Source organism: Nitrososphaera viennensis EN76, assembly GCF_000698785.1.
Lineage (GTDB): Archaea > Thermoproteota > Nitrososphaeria > Nitrososphaerales > Nitrososphaeraceae > Nitrososphaera > Nitrososphaera viennensis.
In genome coordinates this window covers 2,200,555-2,220,203 of sequence record NZ_CP007536.1, presented here as the reverse complement: position 1 = coordinate 2,220,203, position 19,649 = coordinate 2,200,555, and the positions used below count along the sequence as shown (strand labels likewise).

29 protein-coding genes are annotated in these 19,649 nt (G+C 54.7%); 15 read left to right on the top strand and 14 right to left on the bottom strand.

Features of this window, described 5'->3' with window-relative positions; genetic code table 11:
* Window positions 1-60: 60 nt before the first annotated feature.
* The gene (locus NVIE_RS12610; protein ID WP_075055568.1) at window positions 61-903 is read left to right on the top strand and encodes a 6-pyruvoyl trahydropterin synthase family protein; all 843 of its coding nucleotides are present in this window, start codon (window positions 61-63) and stop codon (window positions 901-903) included.
* A gap of 10 nt (window positions 904-913) precedes the next feature.
* Window positions 914-1,573 (top strand): 7-cyano-7-deazaguanine synthase, encoded by a 660-nt coding sequence (locus tag NVIE_RS12605; RefSeq protein ID WP_075055567.1) that lies wholly within the window; start codon window positions 914-916, stop codon window positions 1,571-1,573.
* Here the strand turns inward: NVIE_RS12605 and NVIE_RS12600 are convergent.
* A complete protein-coding gene (locus tag NVIE_RS12600) occupies window positions 1,536-2,660 on the bottom strand; it encodes a Clp1/GlmU family protein (RefSeq protein WP_075055566.1) in 1,125 nt (374 codons plus the stop codon). The genes NVIE_RS12605 and NVIE_RS12600 overlap by 38 nt on opposite strands.
* A 101-nt stretch (window positions 2,661-2,761) precedes the next feature.
* On the opposite strand from NVIE_RS12600, the gene NVIE_RS12595 reads away from it, so the two are divergent.
* The 4 genes from NVIE_RS12595 (at window position 2,762) to NVIE_RS12580 (ending at window position 8,588) form a co-directional block, all read left to right on the top strand.
* Window positions 2,762-5,113 (top strand): amino acid permease, encoded by a 2,352-nt coding sequence (locus tag NVIE_RS12595; protein ID WP_144239724.1) that lies wholly within the window; start codon window positions 2,762-2,764, stop codon window positions 5,111-5,113.
* 65 nt (window positions 5,114-5,178) lie between these two features.
* Window positions 5,179-7,539 (top strand): HAMP domain-containing histidine kinase, encoded by a 2,361-nt coding sequence (locus NVIE_RS12590; protein WP_075055564.1) that lies wholly within the window; start codon window positions 5,179-5,181, stop codon window positions 7,537-7,539.
* Window positions 7,520-7,906 (top strand): response regulator, encoded by a 387-nt coding sequence (locus NVIE_RS12585; RefSeq protein ID WP_075055563.1) that lies wholly within the window; start codon window positions 7,520-7,522, stop codon window positions 7,904-7,906. The genes NVIE_RS12590 and NVIE_RS12585 overlap by 20 nt, the downstream gene beginning before the upstream one ends.
* 16 nt (window positions 7,907-7,922) lie before the next feature.
* Complete coding sequence (locus NVIE_RS12580) at window positions 7,923-8,588, top strand: adenylate/guanylate cyclase domain-containing protein (RefSeq protein ID WP_075055562.1); 666 nt, start codon at window positions 7,923-7,925, stop codon at window positions 8,586-8,588.
* A gap of 32 nt (window positions 8,589-8,620) precedes the next feature.
* Here NVIE_RS12580 and NVIE_RS12575 read toward each other — a convergent pair whose 3' ends face one another.
* Window positions 8,621-8,830: a hypothetical protein gene (locus tag NVIE_RS12575; RefSeq protein WP_075055561.1), complete on the bottom strand. Its 210-nt coding sequence runs from the start codon at window positions 8,828-8,830 to the stop codon at window positions 8,621-8,623.
* Between the two features lie 96 nt (window positions 8,831-8,926).
* On the opposite strand from NVIE_RS12575, the gene NVIE_RS12570 reads away from it, so the two are divergent.
* Entirely contained in the window at window positions 8,927-9,550 is a 624-nt protein-coding gene (locus tag NVIE_RS12570; RefSeq protein ID WP_075055560.1) for a hypothetical protein, read from the top strand.
* Window positions 9,551-9,572: 22 nt separating this feature from the next.
* Here the strand turns inward: NVIE_RS12570 and NVIE_RS12565 are convergent, their stop codons facing one another.
* Window positions 9,573-9,905 carry a DUF2024 family protein gene (locus tag NVIE_RS12565; RefSeq protein WP_075055559.1) on the bottom strand — a complete coding sequence of 111 codons (333 nt, stop codon included), beginning with the start codon at window positions 9,903-9,905 and terminating at the stop codon, window positions 9,573-9,575.
* A gap of 81 nt (window positions 9,906-9,986) precedes the next feature.
* Here NVIE_RS12565 and NVIE_RS12555 point away from each other — a divergent pair, with 81 nt between their 5' ends.
* On the top strand, window positions 9,987-10,793 hold the full coding sequence (locus NVIE_RS12555) for an AN1-type zinc finger domain-containing protein (RefSeq protein ID WP_084790833.1): 807 nt from the start codon (window positions 9,987-9,989) through the stop codon (window positions 10,791-10,793).
* Here the strand turns inward: NVIE_RS12555 and NVIE_RS15630 are convergent, their stop codons facing one another.
* Entirely contained in the window at window positions 10,794-10,937 is a 144-nt protein-coding gene (locus NVIE_RS15630; protein ID WP_158435235.1) for a hypothetical protein, read from the bottom strand.
* A 244-nt stretch (window positions 10,938-11,181) separates the two neighbouring features.
* Here NVIE_RS15630 and NVIE_RS12550 point away from each other — a divergent pair, with 244 nt between their 5' ends.
* Window positions 11,182-11,817 carry a DDE-type integrase/transposase/recombinase gene (locus tag NVIE_RS12550; RefSeq protein WP_075053693.1) on the top strand — a complete coding sequence of 212 codons (636 nt, stop codon included), beginning with the start codon at window positions 11,182-11,184 and terminating at the stop codon, window positions 11,815-11,817.
* 60 nt (window positions 11,818-11,877) lie between these two features.
* Entirely contained in the window at window positions 11,878-12,573 is a 696-nt protein-coding gene (locus NVIE_RS12545; protein ID WP_075055558.1) for a cysteine hydrolase family protein, read from the top strand.
* A 64-nt stretch (window positions 12,574-12,637) separates the two neighbouring features.
* Here NVIE_RS12545 and NVIE_RS12540 read toward each other — a convergent pair whose 3' ends face one another.
* Window positions 12,638-12,814 carry a TRAM domain-containing protein gene (locus NVIE_RS12540; protein ID WP_227717379.1) on the bottom strand — a complete coding sequence of 59 codons (177 nt, stop codon included), beginning with the start codon at window positions 12,812-12,814 and terminating at the stop codon, window positions 12,638-12,640.
* Between the two features lie 102 nt (window positions 12,815-12,916).
* Window positions 12,917-13,750 (bottom strand): PHP-associated domain-containing protein, encoded by an 834-nt coding sequence (locus tag NVIE_RS12535; RefSeq protein ID WP_084790832.1) that lies wholly within the window; start codon window positions 13,748-13,750, stop codon window positions 12,917-12,919.
* A gap of 286 nt (window positions 13,751-14,036) precedes the next feature.
* On the opposite strand from NVIE_RS12535, the gene NVIE_RS12530 reads away from it, so the two are divergent.
* The gene (locus NVIE_RS12530) at window positions 14,037-14,336 is read left to right on the top strand and encodes a hypothetical protein (protein ID WP_075055556.1); all 300 of its coding nucleotides are present in this window, start codon (window positions 14,037-14,039) and stop codon (window positions 14,334-14,336) included.
* A 45-nt stretch (window positions 14,337-14,381) separates the two neighbouring features.
* Here NVIE_RS12530 and NVIE_RS15625 read toward each other — a convergent pair whose 3' ends face one another.
* Complete coding sequence (locus NVIE_RS15625) at window positions 14,382-14,519, bottom strand: hypothetical protein (protein WP_158435234.1); 138 nt, start codon at window positions 14,517-14,519, stop codon at window positions 14,382-14,384.
* A gap of 207 nt (window positions 14,520-14,726) precedes the next feature.
* Here NVIE_RS15625 and NVIE_RS12525 point away from each other — a divergent pair, with 207 nt between their 5' ends.
* Window positions 14,727-15,029 carry a hypothetical protein gene (locus tag NVIE_RS12525; RefSeq protein ID WP_144239721.1) on the top strand — a complete coding sequence of 101 codons (303 nt, stop codon included), beginning with the start codon at window positions 14,727-14,729 and terminating at the stop codon, window positions 15,027-15,029.
* A gap of 78 nt (window positions 15,030-15,107) precedes the next feature.
* Here NVIE_RS12525 and NVIE_RS15620 read toward each other — a convergent pair whose 3' ends face one another.
* From NVIE_RS15620 to NVIE_RS12500, 7 genes are all read right to left on the bottom strand, one after another.
* Complete coding sequence (locus tag NVIE_RS15620; RefSeq protein WP_158435233.1) at window positions 15,108-15,278, bottom strand: hypothetical protein; 171 nt, start codon at window positions 15,276-15,278, stop codon at window positions 15,108-15,110.
* Between the two features lie 347 nt (window positions 15,279-15,625).
* Complete coding sequence (locus NVIE_RS16190) at window positions 15,626-15,892, bottom strand: MarC family protein (protein WP_158435232.1); 267 nt, start codon at window positions 15,890-15,892, stop codon at window positions 15,626-15,628.
* Window positions 15,850-16,239 (bottom strand): MarC family protein, encoded by a 390-nt coding sequence (locus tag NVIE_RS16185; RefSeq protein WP_084790830.1) that lies wholly within the window; start codon window positions 16,237-16,239, stop codon window positions 15,850-15,852. Before NVIE_RS16185 ends, NVIE_RS16190 begins: the two co-directional genes overlap by 43 nt.
* An 88-nt stretch (window positions 16,240-16,327) precedes the next feature.
* Window positions 16,328-16,582 carry a hypothetical protein gene (locus NVIE_RS12515; RefSeq protein ID WP_075055554.1) on the bottom strand — a complete coding sequence of 85 codons (255 nt, stop codon included), beginning with the start codon at window positions 16,580-16,582 and terminating at the stop codon, window positions 16,328-16,330.
* 356 nt (window positions 16,583-16,938) lie between these two features.
* Window positions 16,939-17,187 (bottom strand): hypothetical protein, encoded by a 249-nt coding sequence (locus NVIE_RS12510; RefSeq protein WP_075055553.1) that lies wholly within the window; start codon window positions 17,185-17,187, stop codon window positions 16,939-16,941.
* 360 nt (window positions 17,188-17,547) lie between these two features.
* Window positions 17,548-17,781, bottom strand: a complete 234-nt coding sequence (locus tag NVIE_RS12505; protein ID WP_075055552.1) for a hypothetical protein — start codon at window positions 17,779-17,781, stop codon at window positions 17,548-17,550.
* A gap of 75 nt (window positions 17,782-17,856) precedes the next feature.
* Entirely contained in the window at window positions 17,857-18,681 is an 825-nt protein-coding gene (locus NVIE_RS12500) for a hypothetical protein (protein ID WP_144239720.1), read from the bottom strand.
* A 102-nt stretch (window positions 18,682-18,783) separates the two neighbouring features.
* On the opposite strand from NVIE_RS12500, the gene NVIE_RS12495 reads away from it, so the two are divergent.
* The 3 genes from NVIE_RS12495 (at window position 18,784) to NVIE_RS12485 (ending at window position 19,644) form a co-directional block, all read left to right on the top strand.
* Complete coding sequence (locus NVIE_RS12495; protein WP_075055550.1) at window positions 18,784-19,059, top strand: hypothetical protein; 276 nt, start codon at window positions 18,784-18,786, stop codon at window positions 19,057-19,059.
* Between the two features lie 44 nt (window positions 19,060-19,103).
* On the top strand, window positions 19,104-19,322 hold the full coding sequence (locus tag NVIE_RS12490; protein WP_075055549.1) for a hypothetical protein: 219 nt from the start codon (window positions 19,104-19,106) through the stop codon (window positions 19,320-19,322).
* A gap of 73 nt (window positions 19,323-19,395) precedes the next feature.
* The gene (locus NVIE_RS12485) at window positions 19,396-19,644 is read left to right on the top strand and encodes a hypothetical protein (RefSeq protein ID WP_075055548.1); all 249 of its coding nucleotides are present in this window, start codon (window positions 19,396-19,398) and stop codon (window positions 19,642-19,644) included.
* Window positions 19,645-19,649 lie beyond the last annotated feature (5 nt).

Sequence of the window (19,649 nt, the reverse complement as noted above, 5' to 3'; positions counted from 1 at the left end):
GGGTGGCAACAAAAATACCATTTATATAGACTTTAGCTGCTCACGTTAAACAGCCAATTAATGCCCACCGAACGGGTCGTTTTGAACAGCGATCTGCGCTACCTTGACAGCAAGGGCAATCTAATGCGCACCAGGGCCGAGCTGTCAGTCGCACGGATGCTCGACTTTCTGGGTCACGACTACAAGTATGACCAGGCCGTGACGCTGCCAGATGGCGCGGTTGTGCGCGTGGATTTTGTAACAGGCAGCGGCAGGCACATAGAGGTCGTCGATTCCGAAGCCGACGCGGCCAAGTTCCGCAAGATAAAGGAGGAGATGCCGGCGCTTGACATCGTCGCGATAGGCCACTCCAAGTATTCCAGCAAGGTGGACGAGATTGACTCTATGTTCTTTTACGACGAGTCAGAGCGGACGCAGACAGGCTCCATCTTTATCGAGGACCCGTCGCTTGCGTTTGACTATGCGCACATACTCCCGCTCGTGGAAAAGTGCTCGGTCCTGCACGGCCACACGTCGACTGTCATGGTCGAGATAATCGGGAGCATGAAGAACAACCTGGTAGTCGACTTTGGCGAGGCAAAGCGCATAATCAAGGACACCATCAACATGATAGACCACAAGTTCTTCATCAACAAAAAGTACCTGGAAAAGGAGGATGACACGCACTATTACGTCTCGTTCCAGGGCCCGCGCGGATATTTCAATTTGCAGCTGCCCAAGATGACGACGTGGCTTATGCCTGGCGAGGCGACGGTCGAGAACCTGTCGACAGAGATTATCAGGCTGCTTGCGCCACGCATGCCCCCAAACGTGGAGGCGCTTGGAGTCTACATTTACGAAGGCGTCAACAAGGGCGCGCACATCATAGCCGGCGTCAAGAAGGAAGAAGAGAGAAAGGGCTAGTAGATAGCAGATGGACAAGGCCCTGGTCATGCTCTCAGGCGGGCTGGATTCAGCCACTTGCCTCTACTGGGCCAGGGAAAGGTTCGCAGTTTCCGCAATCACGTTCAACTATTTTGGCAGGCTCCAGAAGGAAAAGCGCGCCACCCACCTCCTTGCAGAGGACGCCGGCGTGCAGGTCATAGAGGTCGACGTGCCGTTTGTAAAGGAGGCGTCTGACTTTAATGGCAGCAGGATGAAGGAAAAGAAGGGCTCCGACCTGCGGTGGGCCTCGTACGTGCCGGCAAGAAACATGATGTTCTACTCCATAGCGGCGCACTATGCAGAATACCTCAACGCCAAGTGGATAGTGGGCGGCCACAACAGCCACGACGTGTCGTTCTTCAAGGACGCGTCCAGGCCGTACATCGAAAAGATGAACTCGCTTTTTGCGGAAGGCTGCCTGCTGTGCGACGGCCGGCCGTACCAGATAGTGCTCCCCCTGGCCGAGATGGACAGAAAGGCCATCATCGCGCTTGCGCACAGGCTGCATGTCCCAATAGAGATGACATGGAGCTGCCACAGGGAAGGCGAGCTTCCCTGCGAAAAATGCTATGCGTGCATGCAGCGCCTGGAAGCGTTTTCGGCCCTCGGCATCAGGGACCCCGCGCTTGATCTAAAAAGAAGGGAGTAATCCTTTCTTCGCGATTTTTGCGCAGCCGGATCTCGCTTGCGCGGATTGTAGAAAAGTCCTTTACGCCCGTCCTTATGGACACCTGTTGCCCGTCCATCGACTCTATCACTCCAAAGCCGGCGATCCTGCGCCGCGAGCCAAGGGCCACAAACATCCCCTCCGGCCCAAGCGCAAGCATGGTGTTCCATTGAACTGGCCTGTCCCGGTACTGAAAGCGGGCCGCGCCGACGCTCTTGGAGACAAGCCCGGCCCCAACGTGCCTAGTGTACTGCTCCATCCGGCGCCCCACCCTTTCAGAATGCGTTTTTGATGCTTGCGCGCTTGAAGGCGCCACAATCAGTTTCCACCGGCCCGAGAGCGCGGGGGCAAGGTAGTTGCTGTTGCTGTTGCTGCCATCTTGTCCCATGCAGACGACAACGTCGGGCGAAACCGCGCCTGCAAGCATCCGCTTGTACAAAGGGTCAGGATAGCCGTCCGTGTTGACTATTTTCAGGCCCGTAGGCGCCACCGCCGGCGGCATCACCATCATCATGATCCTGCCAGCAAGCGACCTTAGCTTTTGCGCTACCAGCTTTTCTGTGCCGGCAGGCGTTATGGCGCCAATGAACTCGAAAAGGCCGGCCTTTGCGTCCCGCAGGTCCACAACCTGCTCCCCAAGGACTGCCGCGCCAAGGGCCGCCGGCGGCGCAAGGTCGCCCTGGCCAATGTCGCCGTCAACTATGCAGGGCGCCACGCCGCGGCCAATAGCGAGGTTTGCAAGGTAGGTTGAAAATGTCGACTTGCCCGTGTCCGTGGCGCCGGCCACCATCACTGTTTTTGTTGCTGCTGTTGCTGTCGCATTGCCAAGCGACAGGATGTTTTCCGCGATTTCCTGCCACATGCAGGTTCCGGCATTCTTGGCGTCAGCCGTCCACGACTCGCCCTGCACGTCAAGCTTGCAGTCTGTGTCGTCAGGCTCAAACGGCAGCGCCTTTCCGGCCCGCACTTCAATAGTGCGCAGCGACACGTCCATTCCAAGCACATGGCACCTGCCAAGGACTCGCACGGTGGCAGGCCCCCTCACCATCTGTACCGCGCCGGCCGCCATACAGCTTACCTAGAGCTCGGCGCCGAGATAACGTTTTTCTCCCTCTCCCCACGTGCAGGGTGTAAACGTTTATTTCCCAAGCCCATGGGTGCACTGCTAAGTTGTCTGAGCCGGCTGACGGAGGGCAGCGGCCAGCTGCGGCTGAAGCTCACGGACAGCACCAGTTGGTACGCACTCTTGGCCTGACCGATGTCATAATGGTAGGAATAGCCGCCATGATAGGGGGCGCCATATTCGTGCTCACGGGGCCCGCCATAGGGCTTGCAGGCAGCGCAGTGATAATCGCGTTCGTGATAAACGGCATCATCACGCTTTTCACGGCCATGGTGTACGCCGAGCTCGGCTCGGCTCTGCCGGAGGCCGGCGGAGGCTATTTGTGGATACGCGAGGGCCTGCCGAGGCCAAACGCGTTCATCAGCGGCTGGATGGCGTGGTTTGCACACATTGTCGCAGGGAGCCTCTACTCCGTGGGCTTTGGCGCGTTTGCGTACAGCCTGCTCCAAGCGGCAGGGGTGCTTTCGTCGCAGTCGCTCCTTGGAATATTTCCCATCGACAAGCTGATAGCCGTGGCCTCGATAGCGGCGTTTACGTACATCAACGTCAAGGGCACATCTGAAACCGGTAAAACTGGCACGATAGTGACGGTGGTGCAGCTGGGCGCAATCGTGGCCATTATCGCATTTGGCCTGTGGGGCATTCTTAACAACCCGGGATGGGAGCAGCGGTTCTCAGAGCAGCTGCTGCCGCTGGGCATAAGCGGCATGGTGGCGGCGATGGGCCTCACGTTCATAGCATTTGAGGGCTACGAGATAATCGTCCAGACGGGCGAGGAGGTCAAGAACCCAAAGCGCAACATACCCCGGGCGATATTCATCTCGCTTGCAATCGTAGTCGCCCTGTACTGCCTGATGGCCTTTGTGGCGCTTGCGGCGACAAAGGCGCCCGACGGCACGCCGGCGTGGAAGTTCATAGGAGGCGAGGATGCCGAGCTTGGCATAAGCAGGGCTGTCAACCTTTTCATGCCGTACGGCGCGTTTGTCGTCCTTGCAGGAGGCATCGTGTCCACCCTTGCCGCGCTCAACGCCACCACGTTTTCTTCGGCAAGGGTCGCCCTTGCGATGGGCAGGAACTACAACCTGCCGCACAAGCTCAGCGAGATACACCCCGTGAACAGGACGCCTTACGTTGCCGCCATCGTTTCAGGCATAATAATGGCCGTCATGGCGTACGCGCTCCCGCTCAACGACATCGCCCTTGCGGCTGGCGTGATATTCCTCCTCCTTTTCACGCAGGTCAACGTCTCTGTCATCACCATCCGCAGGATGTACGGCAACAAGCTCGACTATGGCTTCAAGACACCATTCTTTCCTGTTATACCTGTCATAGGCATCATCCTGAAGCTTGGCCTTGCCATCTATCTTCTTGTCACGCAGCCACTAAGCTGGGCCATCACCATCCTGTGGATACTTGTCGGCTTTGTGCTGTACCGCATGTACACGTTCAAGAAGGAGGTGGAGCACTATGCGCCTGTTGTCACGCAGCAGGGCGCAGAAGAGAGACGCGGCTACAGGGTGCTTCTCATGTACAGCCCGGAAAACCCCGACAGGCTGGCGAAATACGCGACCAGGATAGCAAGGGAGACAGGGGGAGAAGTGAACGTGCTTCGCATAATCACCGTCCCTCACCAGACCCCGCTTTCCGCCGGCACGGCCTTTGCGGAAAGCGCCCGGCGCGCGTTCCAGCCGCTTGAGGAGGCGTTTGAGAAAAGGGGCGTGCCAAGCCACTACCTGGTCAGGATATCGCACGACGCGACAGAGGCGATGCTTGCCACCATTGAGGAGCAAAAGATAAACCTGCTGATAGCAGACCTTGAGACGCTGCGCAGGAACAAAAAGCTGCTGACCCTTGCCACCTGCGACATCCTGGCAATAGCGGCAGAAGAAAGCGACGGGCTGGAAATGGAGCCGGTGCGCGAGCAGGTCGAGGCGGACCTTGAGCTGCATGCCGTGCCGGCGGATGAAAAGAAGAACATGGTGGTGATATACGACGGCGGGCCGCACGCAAACCTTGTGCTGAAGATCACGAGCTGGCTTGAGCACTCTGGCAGGTTCAAGGTCAACCTGGTGTCCGTGAGCAAGAAGGAGGAAGAGGCTGTGGAGGGAAGCGTCGCCATGAAGCCCGACTACCTGTCGCAGCTTGGAGTCGACCTGACCGAGGTGCACCTGGCCGCAAGCGTGCAGCAGTCTGCCGCAAGCGTGTTTTCTGCCATCGACGCATACAGGCCGGACATCGTGGTCATGGGCGCCAGCATCGGCAGGTTCTCCGTCCTTGACAGCCCGCACATGCTGCAGATGCTCAAGCGGTTCCGCTGCCCCGTCATGATCGCAAGGGACTTTGGCCTCCCGGGAGTCTACCGCGCCACGTCGCTTGTGAAAAGGATGCTTGGAAGGTAAGGAAGTAGTAGCAGCAGTAGCATTGACATCGTTTTTATTTCTCGGGAGGCGCGATCTACCCCGTCTTGCACCAGCCCGTTTTCCTGAGCATCAGGTCCAAGATCACGTTTGTCAGCCTTTTTCTTTCGATAACGACCCTTTTTGCCGTCGCCCTCATCAGCTTCATCTCTGCTGACAACCAGCTGCGCGAAAGAGTCAGCGACCAGCTGATAAGCGAGTCCACAGGCAGGGGCGCGGCCATACGCTCGCTTGTCGACACGAGGATAGAGCAGATACGCCTGATGTTCACAAACAGCGCGCTGCAGAATGCCGTCGAGGAACTGAACCGGAACAGCTCGGCGGTAGGCGACCAGAGGATGCAGGCGTACAGGGACGACTTTTCGGCAGGCATCAAGTCTTTTCAGCAGGTCGTCGGGACCCCGGCGGGGCTTGAAAACGTCAAGGCGATGGGCGTTGACGGTCGCGTGCTCTTTTCGTCCGACCCGTCAGAGGAAGGCGCAGACCTGTCGCAGGACAGGCGGTTTCTGCGCGGGATGAGCGAGAGTTTCCTGGAATTTGACCGGGTCAACGGCCAGCGCAAGGCCATAGTCACCGTCCCGATATACAAAAACGGCCAGATAGGCACGCCGCCGGCGATAGGCGTCATGATGGCCACAATGGACGTGGCAAAATTTGACGAGATCCTGCTAAACCGCGAGGGCCTTGGGGAGACCGGCGAGGTGTACCTTGTAAACGCCAACAGGACGCTCATTTCCGAGTCAAGGTTCATTGAAAACGCCGCATTCCGCACGACAGTCGACACCCTGGCGGTCAACAAGTGCTTTGACGAAGGCGCCGAGATTTTTGCGGTCTATCCAGATTACAGGAACATCCCTATCGTCGGCTCGTCGTACTGCGCCAGCGACCTCGGGTTCGTGCTCCTTGCCGAGATCGACGAGGCAGAGATATTCCGGCCCGTAACGCAGCTGCGCGACGCCATCCTCATTGCAGGCGCCATAATCACGGGCGTGGTAGTCGCAATAGCCCTGTACGTGGCAAAGACCATCTCAAGGCCCATAACGCGTCTCAAGGACGCCGCCGACAACATCTCAAGGGGCGACTATACCCACAGGGTTGAAGTCGAGTCTGGCGACGAGATAGGCAGGCTTGCAGAGCAGTTTGACATGATGCGAAAGAGCGTGCTTGAGACCAACATGAACCTGAACCGGCTGGTGCGCGACCGCACAAAAGAGCTTACAGACATGACAAACGCGCTGGACGCGACTGCCATCGTGGCCGTGACCGACAGGGACGGCACGATAACAAAGGTGAACAGCAGGTTTGCCGAGATATCCAAATATTCAGAGCAGGAGCTCATAGGGCAGAACCACCGGCTCCTAAAGTCGGGGCACCACCCGCCGGCGTTTTTTGAGAACATGTGGAAGACCATTTCCTCCGGCCAGATATGGGAAGGCGAGATAAAGAACAGGGCCAAGGACGGAAGTTTCTACTGGGTCAAGACCACCATCGTGCCGTTTCTGGGCGACGACGGCCAGCCAAAGCAGTACATCGCAATACACAACGACATCACCAACCTGAAAAACACGGAGGAGCGCCTGAACGAGGCGCTTGCGCGCGACAGGGCAAACGCCGAGATAATCAAGATGCAGGTGGAAGAGCTGAACATCACAAACGAGGAGCTCCGGCGCAAGGACAAGCTGAAAGACGAGTTCCTGAGCATGGCGTCGCACGAGCTAAAGACGCCGCTCACCCCCATCATAGGCTGGTGCGGCGCATTAAAGTCAAACACCATCCTGGGCAAGCTGTCAGGAGAGCAGCGCGCCGCGGTCGACACGATTGAAAAGAACGCGGTCAAGCTCGAAAAGATGGTGAGCGACATGCTTGACGCTCAAAAGCTGGAGCTGAACGAGTTCAAGTTCGACATCGGAGAGGTGGACGTGGACCGCGTGATAAGGAACGTCGAGCGCGACCTGGAGTTTGTCATGAAGGAAAACAACATCGAGTTCGTGGTGAGCGCGCAGCCGGGCCTGAAGCTGCGGTCAGACGAGACGAGGATAATACAGGTGCTAAACGCGCTCCTGTACAACTCTGTCGATTTCGTCCCCAAGGTGGGAGGCAGGATAGAGCTCACGGCGGAAGCAAGAGACGGCGACGATGGCAGCAGTAGTAGTAGCATCGTCTTTGGCGTCAGGGACAACGGGCCGGGGATCCCAAAGGACAAGCAACGGTTCCTGTTCAAGAAATTCTACCAGGTCGATACGTCGCTGAAGCGCAAGCACGGCGGGACCGGCCTTGGGCTTGCGATATCAAAGGGCATAGTCACCGGCCTTGGCGGCCAGATATGGGTCGACACCGAAGAGGGCAAGGGCTCTAGTTTTTATTTCAGTCTACCGAGAGAAACAAAAAATGAGAATCCTCATAATTGACGACAGCCACGACATAACGGACCTGCTCGTCAAGGTTCTCACCACCGTCGGGCACGAGGTGACGCCGTCTGACAACGGCAGAGAAGGGCTTGCCATGATAAATGACGGCAAGTTCGACCTTGTCTTCCTTGACATTGCAATGCCGGATTTTTCCGGCCTTGACGTGATCGACAAGCTTGTGCAGTCAGGCAGGATAGGGGACAGCCCCATAGTGCTGTTCACCGCCTCTTCCATCACGGACACGGAGGTCGCAGAGCTCGTGAAAAAAGGCGTGCATTCGTGCCTGCGAAAGCCGGTGAGAATAGAGACGCTGTTTGAAAAGGTGGAGGAGATTGGCAAGCTGCGGGCCTCTGCGGCCAAGAGCTAGACTGGTGTTTTGATTATTGTCTAACAACGACCAGTACAGGACCCATATTGCGGCAGAAGCCGGCGCCGAGCACGACACGAAGGAAAAGCAGCAGATAGACCTCCTGCTCCAGTTCTTTTCGTCCACAAGGAACTATTGCGTCGGCATTGTCGACATGGTGGGCTCCACAGCCGCGACAATGAAGATGGCGCCGGACAAGGTCAGCCGCTTTTACAGCATATTCCTTAACGGCCTTGCAGAAGTCGTCTCCCGCAACGGCGCCGTCGTGGTCAAGAACATCGGCGACAGCCTGCTGTACTACTTTCCTGCGACCGAGTCCGGCGAGGCCCTGGCGTTTGAGCAGGTGCTGAGGTGCTGCTTTGCCATGATTGAAAAGGGCCCGCAGCTGAACGCGCTCTTGGGAGAGGAGGGCCTGCCGGAAATAAAATACAGGATCAGTTGCGAGTACGGCGCGGTGGTGGTGGCAAGGATGTCCACATCGTCCGTAAACGACATCTTTGGCTCGCCGGTCAACATGTGCTCCAAGATGAACCCGCTTGCGCCGCCGTGCGGGGTAGTGATAGGCCAGGGGCTGTATGAAATGACAAAGAACGTCCCCGGCTATGCGTTTTCCGAGGTAAAGGGCGCGCCCATGTTTTCAGAAACGGGCTACAGCCTGTACATTGTCAACATGGCCCAATAAAAGGCGACGGGCCCGTACATACATAGAGTCAGTCAGCCGTGCGATATCACGATCGCGGTCTTGCAGAAGGGGCACCTTGTCATGTCAGGGTCTACAAGCTCGCCCTTTTTGTCGTACAGCTCGACAGAGCCGTCTGGCGTGACCCTGACCATGTTCTTTTCCTTGGCTCCTGCCATCTTCATGCAGCACCACGTAAAAGTATAGCGCACGGATTCAGGCTTTTTCGTTATTGCTACGTGCAAGACAAAAGCAAGCTCTATGGTTTTTGCTTATTATCTTTACTGTATACGGGTGTCAGGTAAAAAAACTGTTTTTATAGATGCCTGCGAAACGTACGCATGGAACCGGCGTCAGGCGCCCAGAGGGCCCTTGCCGAGGCCGAGCATGCCGTGTCAAGCGAGGTCCCGCCCAGCAGGAGGCAAGAGATCCTCGAATACCTGAAGCTGTTTGGCTACAAGCCGGACAGGACCATAATCCAGGTACACATCACGGGCTTTTTCAACAAGAAAGGAGGCGGCGCTCCCCCGAGGGAAGCTGCAAAAAGAGAGGCCGCGGCAAAAAGGTACGGCGGGACCACCTTTGTAGTGGTCGGAAGGACGCACGACCCTGCCATAATGGAGCAGGTGATAAAGCCCAGAAAAAGCGCCAGGGAAGCAAGCCCCGGCTACGTCGGCTATTTGTGGCAGAACCGCGACCGGCAGCTCAGGCCGCCCCATGAAGTGATACCGCTTGACTTTACGCCCGTGCACGTGCCCTACCCAAAGGACTGGAAGGACGTGTTTGCGACAAAGGGGTTCCTGCTTGCAATGCACGTCCCAAGCTCGTTTGCAAAGGAGAAGAGCGGCCTGGCAAGGGCGCTCTACCGCCTCGGCAAGGGCGCGGATGCAAAAGGGCCGTGGACATTTCTAAAAGAGCTGAAAAATTTCGGGTACAAGCCGCAACAACAACAGCAGCAGGAATAGAAAAGGAGGGCTTGCTTGCACACTAGTTGGGCTTGGGGCAGCCTTCCATCGGCCAGATGAACACCTCTTTTCCGGGGAGCTGCCACAGCTCGTTTGAGTAAAGCGAAGTGTCGTCGATGTGGCAGCGCTCGCACATGTTAACCATCAGGCCGTTGTTGCCTGTGGACTGCTTGCCTATCAGCTTCAGGAACTCCTTGGCATATTCCACCGCCTGGGCGTCCATGTCCTTTGGGACCTGGCCGGCATTGGACTTGTCCGTCGGGATAAAGACGTCGAAATGGAGCCTGCCTCCGTCTGCGTACGTGTTGTATACTACGACCTTTTTTCGTCCGCCGTGGTATGGTTCAAGTTGCATATGCCCAGGAATTGGAAAGGAACGGCTTTTAATTTTTTGGCCGGCGCTTTTTTATCTCGGAAATGCGTATATCCTTCATAGTTGGAGTGCGGGATATGCGGCAGGGAAGAAGAGATCCCATTCAAATGCCGCTACTGCAAGGGGTATTTCTGCTCGGAGCACAGGCTTCCTCCCAACCATAACTGCCTGTTCATAAACGACTTTATGCGCCAGCCTGAAAAGGACAGGGAGTTTGTAGAGTACGTAAGCGGCATGGGAGGAGGCGGAGGTGGGTTGGGCGAGCGGGCCGCAAACGTTGTGAAAAACACCGTCATGCTCAGGTTCTCAAAGACAGAGATAGCCCACCTTGCCATCGGCATGACGCTTGTCGCGGCCGTCGGCATGTCGATTTTCGGCTTTCGCTTCCAGCCCGAGTACGTGGCGATATTTGTCAGCGCGTTCCTGCTCCACGAGCTTGCGCACAAGTTCCTTGCCCAGTTCTACAGGGCGTGGGCGGAATTTCGCGTGATATTTTTTGGCGCAATAGTGACCGCGGTGTCGGCGCTCCCGTTCTTCCCGTTCAAGTTCATCATGCCGGGGGCCGTGTTCATAAGCGGCTCGGTGAGCGAGCGCAGGAACGGCAAGATATCGCTTGTTGGCCCGCTCACCAACGTGGCGCTTGGCGCCGGCATGCTGCTTGCGTTCATGCTTTCAGATTCGCGGTTGCTGGAGGTGGGCGCAAGGTTCAACGCGTGGATAGCTATCTTTAACCTGATACCGTTCATGGGCCTTGACGGGCAAAAGATATTTGCGTGGAACAAGCTGGTATGGGTGCTTGCGCTGGCCGCGTCAGCGCTTCTCTACATCGCAGTAGGGTTTGCGTCCGGCAGGGGCCTGGGGTTCCCCTAGTTAGTCAGGATCTTTTGCCTCTGCCTCGGCCTTTATGCCGACGACATATATATGCTGCCCGGGGCTTGCGCGCACCTCAGGGAGCACGTTGAACAGCGAGCCGGCAAAGAGCACGAGAAGCCCTGCGACAATGCCGGCCGGCAAGACTACTGCAAGCGTGTGGTCGCCGGCGGCCGGCCCGATGTCTTCTCATATTTTGCAACCGCCAGTTTTCTAGCCAGAGGGTGACTTTATAGGCTTTTCATGTATGCAGAGGCTCTGTTAACTTAGGGTAATCTGTATAGCTAGGACTGTCCTGTTGATGTTTTCATAGACTTCCATCTTGTGCTTACCTTCTGTTAACTTAGGGTAATCTGTATAGCTAGGACTGTCCTAGCTTTTCATTGGCATGAGAAAGAGGACAGACCCAGCTATAATCAGATATGCACTGTACCTGTATTTTAATTCTAGGAGCTTTCGGCTGGCAGCCAGATCGCTATCACCAATAAAGAGAAGGAGCCACGTTGCTGTATGGAAATGGGTACAGAAATATTCCAGCCTTGCAGACAGGTTCCGGACAGACAGACGCCTTGTCAGGGCAATATTTGTTGACGAAACACTATTGCAGATAGATGGGCATGACTATTGGCTATGGATAGCGTACGAACCAACTATTGGCACATGCTTGATGATGCATCTGTCTCGTGAGAGGACCATTTTCGTATGTTACCAGTTCTTCAAGCAGTTGCAAAGGAGGTATGGAAGGAGGCCGATATTCACAGACGGTGCTCAGTGGTACAATGATGCTTGCAGGTGGCTCAGATTACGCCATTATGTGTACGGTACAGAATTGAAGAATTTGATGGAGCGGTTTATACAGCATATCAAGGACAGGACGGAGTGTTTTGACGACCACTTTCCATGCAGGAAGGAGAATTGTGACAGACAGCATGTCTGGAACTGGTTCAAATTATTTTTACTGTACCTGCATATGGGCGCAGACATGATACGGTTTATGACATTCCTGGCCAAGGATGGTGGCTAAGTTAACGGAGCCATGCAGAAGGCTTAACTCTTTTTAATCGAGCCCGTTTCTTTATAGAGCATGGCCACCATCAGGGGCCACAAGGTCAACCCCGCCCTAGTAGTAATTGACGTGCAGAACGGCTTTGTGAGCAAGGGAGGCTCGTACGACCTCCTCGGCATGGAGACCGCGCACTACCAGCAGGTCGTCCCGAAAATAGCAAGGCTCATCTCCCTGTGCAGGGACGCAGGCGTGCCGGTCTTTTACACGCAGGCAGTCAGGGAAAAATCCGGGATAGACCTGCTTACAAGATCGCACAAGATCCTGCCAAAGGCAAGGGAGGAGAGGATACGCAAGAGGCCCATATGCGTCAGGGACACGTGGGACGCAGGCATCGTAGACGAGATAAAGCCGGCGCCAGAGGACCACGTGGTGGTAAAGAGGAGGGACTCGGCCTTCCACGACACCGAGATAGGCGTGTGGCTCAAGAGCCTCGATGTTGACACGCTCTTGTTCTGCGGCATCGACACGTCCATCTGCGTCGAGACCTCGCTCCGGGACGCGTTCAACAACGGCTATGACGTCGTGCTGGTGTCAGACGCCACCGCGTCGGGCAACCGCAAGCATTTCGAGTCGACGCTTGAGATTGTGAAGGACTATTACGGCTTTGTCATGGACATCGACGAGCTTGCGCGCTCGCTTCTTCCGCCGCAAAAGCAGGTGCAGCAAAAAAGCGACAAGAAGAATAATAACAATAGTTCAATGATGATGGAATGAAAAAAGAGTGGCACTTTGCTGCTTTCGGCAATTGCCACGTTTTTGTGGGTCGTGATTTTATTTCTTATTGTGCGATTTCTGCTGTGGCGAACCTGTTTCCTACGTTGGTGATCTTTACCTTGACCTTCTGACCGACCTGGCCGCCCGTAACAAAGATCACGAATCCCTGTACTCTGGCAATGCCGTCGCCCTTTCTGCTCGTTTCAGTTATCTGCACTTCGTATTCTTTACCTGTTTCCACAGGCTTTGGACCGTAGCTGCCACCGAAGCCGCCACTTCCACGTCTCTGATATGACATTCGTCGACGTAACTGGGCAAGATTGTAATATAAAGGTGTGGCTAGCTAGGGCAGGAGGCTCATCTTTATGAGTTTCACCCACTGCCTGTTGGTGAACACGTGCGGGCTGTGGCCCTTCATGTTCACCTTTTCAGAGACGCGCTTTGTCAGGTAGAGCGAAAATGCGGCCACCGACCGCCACATCGGGCTCTTGTAGTCGCCAAGGTACGAGTCAAGCGCCCATTTTACTACCCAGTAAAAGCGCGAGTGTCTCTCAAGGGCGTGCCGGAGCAAGAGCTCCCGGGAGCTCTGGATGATGTAATAGGCGTGCTCGTACAGCTCGTCGTGGGAGGCATATTCCCTGCATGCCATCTTTACCTTCCTGTGCAGCATGGCCTCAAGCACCGAGTCGAGGCTGTTTTCTTCCGCCTCCACGGTGTTGATGCACTTGCCCAGCGTGGTCAGGACGTGCGAATCGCTTCCAGCCACTTCGGGCATCGAGTTGTCATGCGCAAACTTGCTTGCGACTATGTTTGAAAAGCGGTCGACGTTGTTGCTGTTGAACGACTCTATCATGTCGCAAAGCAGCGCCTTTTCGCGTATGCCGTTAGATACCGCAAACGGGTGGGCCGCGCACGACACCGCGCCCTGCCTCTTTATCTCGTCAAGCGTCTCGCCAAGCGTCATGCCGGGCCGAATGGTCTTGTGTATGCCATAGGCCAGTACATGACCGCCTGTGTCTATCGTCACCTCCTCGGCGGGGTAAATAGTGATTTTCTGGAATTTTGCATGGTTTGCCTGGTACTCCAGTATCTGGCGATAGCCGTCAAGCGTGTTGTGGTTTGTCACAAACAGCACGTCTATCTCCCTTGCAAGCACGGCTTCCAGCTGTGCCGCCATCTCGACTCCGCAGTCAAACGGTACGCGAGCAGACCCGTTTTGATGGTTCGAGAAGGTGTTATGGCAGTGGAGCTCTGCGTTCAGAACCCTGGTCGTAGCAGCATCACGTCCCTGGCGCGGGTAATGGCGTTGCCACATAAATATCAACGCAATTGCAAAAACATGCAGGGTCGAGATGATAAACACAGCAAGGAGTACGAGTATCATAGGGAGGCGCCATCCATTCAGATTATATGGCGTGCGCCACAATAAATCATGATTTATTTTGGTCCAGAATAGTTTTCCTATGAAGGACTGGCACGTCAAGCATATGGAAAAAACAGTGGTCAAGTACGTGGGCGGGCTTGCTCCCGATGCTTCTGCATGGGAGAGGAAGAACCACAAGAGGTACGTCAGCTTTTCAAGCATATGCAGGCAGATAGACTATGACATCAAGCACGGTGTCACCAACGAGCAGGTCGTATCGTTTCTGCGCAAGGTGCGCCACGACACGTCATTTTCCAAGGTCAGGGCAAACGACGGCTCGATGGACAGGCTCGTAGAAGTGGAGAAATACTTCCACGATACGGTCAGGAACTTCAGGTAAAAGAGTTGCCGCGATATACACAGATTCAGGATTCGGACTTGCTTCTTAACGGCGGTTCTCCATGAGTTTTGTCAGCCTGTCCTCAAAGGCCGCAAGCTCCTCATCCGTAAAGTTGAGCTTTTTTATGAGAGCGACGTTTACTCCAAAAGACCCAAGGCGTTCGTAGAACATGTCGCGCGTCAAATCTTTTGCACCGAAATTTTGTCATCGAAGGAGCATATGCCCTCATGCAAAGACAATGGAAGAATATTGTAATACACACTATTTTATGACTTGTTGAACTTTCATCAAGAAGCAAATTACATTTCATGGAGCTAGCTTCTAGAAATACGTCAAGTGACGATATATGAGGGGTATGTTTACATCATAGTTCCATGGCGTTATGGTCGAATGGTGCTCGGGGCCATCGTAGATTCTGAAAAAACAGCGGACGCAATCTTGGCGGACTTGCAGGCGATCTTTGGTGCTCGTGTTTTTGATGCACTGGCTGCAACAATAGTCAAGGATCACCTGGGCGGCGAAATGGACGTGCGCACGGCCATAATGCAAAGACCAGACCTTTTTGAACGCGCGTTCATCGCGATACTGGGCGAAATTGGTGAAAGAGTTCTGGCTTTTGTGTGCAACAAATTACAGGCGGGACTTCCCCCTGATGAAAACAGCAGCAGTAGCATAGTATATTCAAAAGCATGAATGACAACAACAATAAAACCTGCTACCACAAGCAGGATCCCACTCACTCTGGCTTTTGGAGCCACTTACTTCTTCTTTTTACTCCAAAATAATATCGCCTTTCATGCAATGCTCTTTTACAAACTTTAGCAATTCGCCGTGATCTTCGAGCTTGTAGTATTCCTTCAGGCGGATGAGCATGTCATCGTCAATAATTTGATAGTGTTTTTTCCTTTCATTCAGCTTTTCAGGTTTTTCTATCGCTGTCACATATAGTTTAGAGACTCATCATAAAAATGATTTTCTATAGTTTTTGTAGTTTGTAAAACCGCAACTAGCTTGAAACATGATTTCTTTGCAGAGCAGGCCACCCCTCTTTGAACCCAGGTCCAGAGGCAATTTCGCCGCAAGCGCTACCGGCTACTTTTTTTGCGACCTGCTCCCAATATCACTGACGCATTTCGCGCTTATATCCTCAACAACGGGGGAGGGGTGTCGATCCCTGAGCTGTCAATGGACTTGCAGGGCGTATTTGCCACGTGCCATAGTAACCCACAAGACGGTTGAACTATATGTACCGGTAGCAGGGAGTGCCCATCGCACCATATCATGTCATGTCATAATGCAAAGAGCACCTTGACGCCTTCCACGACGTACTGCACGGCAATGGCCGCGACAAACACTGCGAAAACCCGCGTGACTATCAAAGAGCCCCTTCTGCCAAGGATCCTATATATCCTGTCAGAATACCGCAGCGTCACGTAGGTCGCGGCTATTGCAAGCACGATTGAAAGCACGGTCGTCACCAGACCCATTGTTTCAAGCGAGATTATGACGGCAGTTATGGCGCCGGGCCCGGCAAGCAGGGGAAAGGCAAGCGGCACCACCCCGGTGTCTCCGGCCGTATCCGAGCCGATGAACCTCCACCCCCGGTCAAAAGCTCTATTGCCACGATGAACAGGAGCACGCCGCCGGCGACCATGAAGCTGGAAATCGAGATGCCAAATATGCCAAAGATCTGGGTGCCGGCAAGCGCAAAGACAAAGAGCAGGCCCGCGGCCGTGATTACGACCGTCTTGGAAACCTCGGCCCTCCCGGCACTTTCCATTTTCCGGGTCAGCGACATGAAGATGGGCACGATCCCGACGGGGTCGATAACTACGAGCAGCGTAATAGTGGACCTGACTAGATCCGGGAGAAAATGCTCTGGTGAATAGAGGAAGTCTACCATTTAATGGAAGCAGCTACAGGATTCATTCGTCGTTGTTGTTGCACGATAATTACTTTTCAAAAGCACGCGCCAAGATCCGGCCCAGTGATTAGCGCCTTCTCTGCCTTGCCTTTCCTTTTCCGGATATTTTCAGGTAGCCGCGGCTGCCGTCCTTTTCATACTCGATGCTTACAGATTCTGCCTTGACTATTGATAGGGGCGCCACTTTATTCCTGCCAGTGACATACCCGATAAAGAACGCTGCGGCTGTGGGATAGCCGCCGTTGTAAACCTTGTCAAAGACGTTGGCTTCGTGGAACAGCTTGACATCTTTTCTCGAAAGCGGGATGCGTTTCACAGCCATAGCAACTTGCCATATCGCAATACCGACCTTTAAACACCACGTACGAAGGTTATGTCAAGTCATGGGTGTTGATGCCATTATACTAGAGGACAATCAGGCTGTCCCGCATTATACATAGAACAGCCATTTAGCATAATAACATCAACCGTCGACTTGACAGAACCCGTACGAAACCACGGCTCCGCCGGCGGCGCCATGGATCTCTGGGAAATGGTCCGGCGGAGCGCGCCATATTATTGACTTGGCAAGGTTTTGCTGCATGCGCCAGCCTAAAACTAGTCAGTGTACAATGCAAGCAAGTGCAATAGCAGCAGTATATTATCCGGCAACCGACAAGAATGCAAAAATGCGCCAGCCTAGGTGCTGCTACTATCTACTTCGTGCATCAGGTTTTTCATTATGATGTCGGTGCCATAGTCGCCAAGGACATCGCGGATCGCCATGCTGACCCGTGACACAGGGTATTTTGTGTCGCTTGAAAATCGAAAGCCGCTTCGCTCAAGGTAGCGGAAGATAACCTGCATCACTTCATCGCCCAGCACGTCGCGTGAGCGTGAAAGCCCGGCCCGCAACGATGATCCGCCAATCAACTCGTCCTGTTCCATCAAATATAACAATGTTGATCCGTCATGCAGTTATTTTACCGAGTCGCCCACTAGGCCAAGAGATGTTGGGAGATTATACCTAATTGCGCAGGAGCTTTAGCAAAATGTCCCAGAGGCGACCTCCGGAGATATTGCATGTGCAGACGGCGATGTGGCGGGAAGAACATATACACATACACATAGAGATGGAGGGGGCCGCAGGTGAGGGAACTTGGGAGAAATCCACCTGAATTAACCTGCGCCCCTCTGCTTGACTCAATGTTACAATTCACTCTTTATAATAATAGCATTATACCTAACTTGCACGTGCCAAATGATGTTTTGCGGCACGACAATGCACACAGGTTATCTGCATTGCCGTCATCTCAGGTCTTTTAGCGGCACGTACCTGAGGCCGTAGATCAGGACGGCGGCGCCGGCAGCCGTAATTATCCAGCCATAGATAAAGAACGGAAATGGCGCCTGGGCGCACAGGGCAGCAGCATTGTTTTCGATGCAGCGCTCGTACGCGCCCTGGTCAAACAGAGATTTCAGGATCAGGACCTTGGAAGCGACTACCAGGATTATCCCGGCGATAACCAGCGATTTGTGCATGCGTCGTCTTCTTTGTCTTGGAGTGCGGCCTTGTTAATGCTTTTTGCAAAAAAGTGGGAGAAGGGGCACGCCCCACTACCTGCGCCCCGTTGCAACGGTGCCGTATATCGGATCGGCTCCAAAGTGGTTGTCTACCTTGTCAGGGCCTATCGTCAATGCAAGCACCGTGTTGTCCAGTATCCTGATGGTCACAGGGACATCCTCCACAGGTCCGCCCTTCAGGGTAACGGTGGCCGTGCCGTTGATGGTGAGGGTGTTGTTCTCAAGGGTAACGTCGGACGCCTTCAGGTCAGTCACGTTGTGCTCGTGCGCAGCAGTCCCGTTGGGCTGGACCATCTCGAACCTGGCGATGAAGAAGAGGTTCGTGTTGCCTGCGGTTATGCCGCCGCCTCCGCCTCCACCTCCTGTCGCGGACGTTGCGTTGTTGCCGGTGGCAGATGTTGCGTTGCCAGTCGTCGCCGTTTCATTGCCGGTTGCTGCAGAGCCGCCATTTTCATTGGTCCTCAATAGCCAGATTCCAGCCTGTATCCACGCAGGCTTGCCATCTTCAATCTGGATGCTTGCGATTCTGCCGGTCAGCCTGTCAACCGTTGTTGTCGTTGCTGTCTGATTTCCGGGGACCGTGCCGGTCTGGTTGCCGGTAGTTACGCCCGTTTGATTATTCCCAGCGGCTGTCCCTGTCTGGTTGCCGGTGGTCGAGCCGGTCTGGTTGCCGGTGGCAGAAGTCTGATTACCACCAGCGGGAGAAGGGGTTGTTGTTGTCGTCTGGTTGCCTGTAGCTGTGCCGGTCTGGTTGCCGTCCTGCGCATAGCTTTTCGCCACGGCAAAAGAGGCGAATACAAGCGCCGAAACAAGCACAGCAGCAGCCGCTGCAGAAAATACCTTGGTCTTCGGGTTCATCAGGGAGGTACACGCGTCCATGATATTTACGTGGCATGGAGCTTGCTTAGTGAATCTTGTTTGTCACGCCTTATCTATCATGCCTTCCTCTAATATTGTAGTATGCATGACAAGGACGAAGGTCAGGACGCATACCAGAAGAACATGAAGGTTGTGGCCGTCACCATACTGGTGATGGGAGTTTCCATAGCCATCATCATAGCGATGTACCTGGTGTTTGGGCACATCGGGCCGACCTTTTCGACCGGGGTGATGAACACCCAGCAGGACGAGCTCAGAGCGCAGTACGGGCTCCCACCTTGCAAGCCTGTGCCAAAGAGTCTGGCAGAAGTCCCGCCGTCTCTTCGCAACGAGACCAACCTGTGCGGCTCCTCCTGACCGCCGCGAGATAGTTCTAATAGGGCGACGTACGCAAGCATGTCGTGACCGTCAGGGAGAACCTGAAGCTTTTGGTATTTCTGGTAGGCGCCGCGCTGTTTTTCGCAGTGACCCTCCTCGGCTCGTTCTTTGGCGTCATCGTCTTTATCAACAGCGCCGGCCTGCCCCGCGACCAGGCGCTCAACTTTTTCATGGTGGGATTGGTGCCCCCTTCGGTGGCAACGTTTGTGCTGTTCACCAAGGGACTTGGCAGGTTCATGTAGAGACAGATAGAGCGAAAGAAAGAAAGAAGGAAAAACTGTAAAGCAACCCTTTCAGCCAAGCAATATAGCAGATATGATGTCGTCGTCGCAAAACAACAGTAACATTGCAGAGCTCGTAGACAGCCTCCACGGCCTGATAGAGGCAAGGCAGGCGCCGGCAGGCGTGGCAATAGCAGGCCTGATATCGACCGCAGGCGAGATTGCGCTTGGCATGGCAGTGGCGCGCCCCGAGCGCAAGGACGCGTACATGAAGGCGTTCAACAGTGCAGCCGAGCAGGCAAGGAGGCAGCTCCGCAAGGAGCTGAAGGCAAGGGGATTGTAGAAAAA

Excerpts from the sequence above, each read along its gene's own strand:
- NVIE_RS12610 (WP_075055568.1), top strand. The coding sequence starts at position 61 with ATGCCCACCGAACGGGTCGTTTTGAACAGCGATCTGCGCTACCTTGAC.
- NVIE_RS12605 (WP_075055567.1), top strand. The coding sequence starts at position 914 with ATGGACAAGGCCCTGGTCATGCTCTCAGGCGGGCTGGATTCAGCCACT.
- NVIE_RS12600 (WP_075055566.1), bottom strand. The coding sequence starts at position 2,660 with ATGGCGGCCGGCGCGGTACAGATGGTGAGGGGGCCTGCCACCGTGCGA.
- NVIE_RS12585 (WP_075055563.1), top strand. The coding sequence starts at position 7,520 with ATGAGAATCCTCATAATTGACGACAGCCACGACATAACGGACCTGCTC.
- NVIE_RS12570 (WP_075055560.1), top strand. The coding sequence starts at position 8,927 with ATGGAACCGGCGTCAGGCGCCCAGAGGGCCCTTGCCGAGGCCGAGCAT.
- NVIE_RS12565 (WP_075055559.1), bottom strand. The coding sequence starts at position 9,905 with ATGCAACTTGAACCATACCACGGCGGACGAAAAAAGGTCGTAGTATAC.
- NVIE_RS12550 (WP_075053693.1), top strand. The coding sequence starts at position 11,182 with ATGAGAAAGAGGACAGACCCAGCTATAATCAGATATGCACTGTACCTG.
- NVIE_RS12545 (WP_075055558.1), top strand. The coding sequence starts at position 11,878 with ATGGCCACCATCAGGGGCCACAAGGTCAACCCCGCCCTAGTAGTAATT.
- NVIE_RS12535 (WP_084790832.1), bottom strand. The coding sequence starts at position 13,750 with ATGGCGGCACAGCTGGAAGCCGTGCTTGCAAGGGAGATAGACGTGCTG.
- NVIE_RS12530 (WP_075055556.1), top strand. The coding sequence starts at position 14,037 with ATGAAGGACTGGCACGTCAAGCATATGGAAAAAACAGTGGTCAAGTAC.
- NVIE_RS12525 (WP_144239721.1), top strand. The coding sequence starts at position 14,727 with ATGGTGCTCGGGGCCATCGTAGATTCTGAAAAAACAGCGGACGCAATC.
- NVIE_RS16185 (WP_084790830.1), bottom strand. The coding sequence starts at position 16,239 with ATGGTAGACTTCCTCTATTCACCAGAGCATTTTCTCCCGGATCTAGTC.
- NVIE_RS12515 (WP_075055554.1), bottom strand. The coding sequence starts at position 16,582 with ATGGCTGTGAAACGCATCCCGCTTTCGAGAAAAGATGTCAAGCTGTTC.
- NVIE_RS12510 (WP_075055553.1), bottom strand. The coding sequence starts at position 17,187 with ATGGAACAGGACGAGTTGATTGGCGGATCATCGTTGCGGGCCGGGCTT.
- NVIE_RS12505 (WP_075055552.1), bottom strand. The coding sequence starts at position 17,781 with ATGCACAAATCGCTGGTTATCGCCGGGATAATCCTGGTAGTCGCTTCC.
- NVIE_RS12500 (WP_144239720.1), bottom strand. The coding sequence starts at position 18,681 with ATGAACCCGAAGACCAAGGTATTTTCTGCAGCGGCTGCTGCTGTGCTT.
- NVIE_RS12495 (WP_075055550.1), top strand. The coding sequence starts at position 18,784 with ATGCATGACAAGGACGAAGGTCAGGACGCATACCAGAAGAACATGAAG.
- NVIE_RS12485 (WP_075055548.1), top strand. The coding sequence starts at position 19,396 with ATGATGTCGTCGTCGCAAAACAACAGTAACATTGCAGAGCTCGTAGAC.